Origin of the sequence: Corallococcus aberystwythensis (assembly GCF_003612165.1) — a bacterium.
In the GTDB taxonomy this organism is placed as follows: Bacteria; Myxococcota; Myxococcia; order Myxococcales; family Myxococcaceae; genus Corallococcus; species Corallococcus aberystwythensis.
In genome coordinates, this window is record NZ_RAWK01000511.1 from 1 (window position 1) to 1,956 (window position 1,956).

1 protein-coding gene is annotated in these 1,956 nt (G+C 68.7%); it reads right to left on the bottom strand.

Annotation, left to right across the window (positions count from 1 at the left end; all coding sequences use genetic code 11):
• Positions 1–1,956 (bottom strand): condensation domain-containing protein (locus D7W81_RS41040; protein WP_147445834.1); only part of this gene is annotated, 1,956 nt, incomplete at both ends.

Below are 1,956 nucleotides of genomic sequence, written 5' to 3' on the forward strand. Positions count from 1 at the left end.
AGCCCAGCCGCTCACGCGGGTAGCCGGGATCCAACGGCACATAGGCGCCACCGGCCTTGAGGATGCCGAGAGCACCGATGACGAGGTCCTCGGTACGCTCGACGCAGAGGCCGACGCGGACTTCGGGGCCTACGCCCAAGCCGCGCAGACGGTGGGCGAGCTGGTTGGCCTTGGCATCCAGCTCCCGATACGTCAGCTGCCGCTCGGGCGTGATGACAGCCACGGCGTCCGGCGTGCGGCGCACCTGGGCTTCCACCATCGCGACGATGCTCGGCTCGTGCGGTGCGTGCGAGGCAGGCGGATTCCAATCAACGAGGAGCTGCTGGCGCTCGGAGTCCATGAGCAGGGGCAGGTCGCCCAGCCTCGTGTCCGGCTTCTTCGCAATGGCTTCCAGCAACACGCCGAAGTGTCCGGCCATGCGCTCGATGGTCGACGCGTCGAAGAGGTCCGATGCGTACTCCAGTGTTCCGACGAAGCCGTCCTTCCCCTCGCGCAGACCCAGGGAGAGGTCGAACTTGGCGAAGTGGGCTTCCAGCGGCAGGGCCTGGAAGGACAAGCCCGGCAGACGCAGCGCCTCGGCGGGCGTGTTCTGCAGGACGAACATGGCCTGGAAGAGCGGGCTGCGGCTCAGGTCGCGCGCGGGCTGCACGGCTTCGACGAGCTTCTCGAAGGGCAGGTGCTGATGGTCGTAGGCCGCGAACGTCGTGCCTCGCACCTGCGCCAGCAGCTCACGGAAGGTCGCGCGCGGGTTCAGCTGGGCGCGCAGGACCAGGGTGTTGATGAAGAAGCCGATGAGGCCTTCGGTCTCCGCCTGGGTACGGCCGGCGATGGGCGAACCCACGCTGATGTCATCCTGCGCGGAGTAGCGCGACAGCAGCACCTGGAACGCCGCCAGCAGCGTCATGAAGGGCGTGGCGCCTTCACGCTGCGCCAGGGCCTTGAGCGCGTGAGAGAGCTCCGAGGAAATGCGCACGTCCACCGTGGCGCCCCGGTGCGACTGCACGGGCGGGCGCGGACGGTCCGTGGGCAGCTCCAACGCCGCGGGCGCTCCGGAGAGCTGCTGCTTCCAGTAGTCGAGCTGCGCTTGCAGGGCCTCGCCCTGGAGCCAGTCGCGCTGCCACGTCGCGAAGTCCGCGTACTGAATGGGCAGTGGCGCGAAGGCCGGGGAGCTGCCCGTGGCGAAGGCCTCATAGAAGGCCACCGTTTCCCGGACGAGGACGCCCATGGACCAGCCGTCGGAGACGATGTGGTGCATCGTCATCAGCAGCAAGTGCGAGTCATTGGCCAACCGCACCAATGTGCTGCGCAGCAGCGGACCCCTGGCGAGGTCGAACGGCCGCCGTGCCTCCTCGTCAGCCAGCCGCCGCGCCTCGTTCTCCCGAAGTGCTTCAGGCAGAGAGGAGAGGTCCACGAGCGGGAGTTCCCATCCGCTGGGAGCGTGGATGATCTGGATGGGCTGGTCCTGATGCTGACCGAAGGTGGTGCGCAGGGCTTCGTGGCGCTGGACGAGCGCCTCGAACGCACGGCGCAGGGCCTCCACGTCCACGCGTCCCGAGAGCTGGAGCGCGGTGGGGATGTTGTAGGACGCATCCCCTGGCTGGAGTTGATCCAACAACCACAGCCGCTGCTGCGCGAAGGACAACGGCCGAGGGCCGTCATGCGCGACGCGAGTGAGCTTCGGAGCCTGCGGGCCCGTGCTTCCATGCAGACGCCCGGCGAGCGCCTCTACGGTGGGGGACTCGAAGAGGGCGCGCAGGGGCAGCTCCACGCTGAACTCCGAGCGCACGCGCGAAACCACCTGCGTGGCCAGCAGCGAGTGGCCGCCCAGTTCGAAGAAGGAGTCCTTCACGCCCACCTGGGGCAGACGCAGCACCTCCGCCCAGATGGCCGCCAGCTTCGCCTCGGCTTCCGTGCGAGGTGCTTCGTAGGTGCTGCCCGACTGCGGCGCCTCCGGCT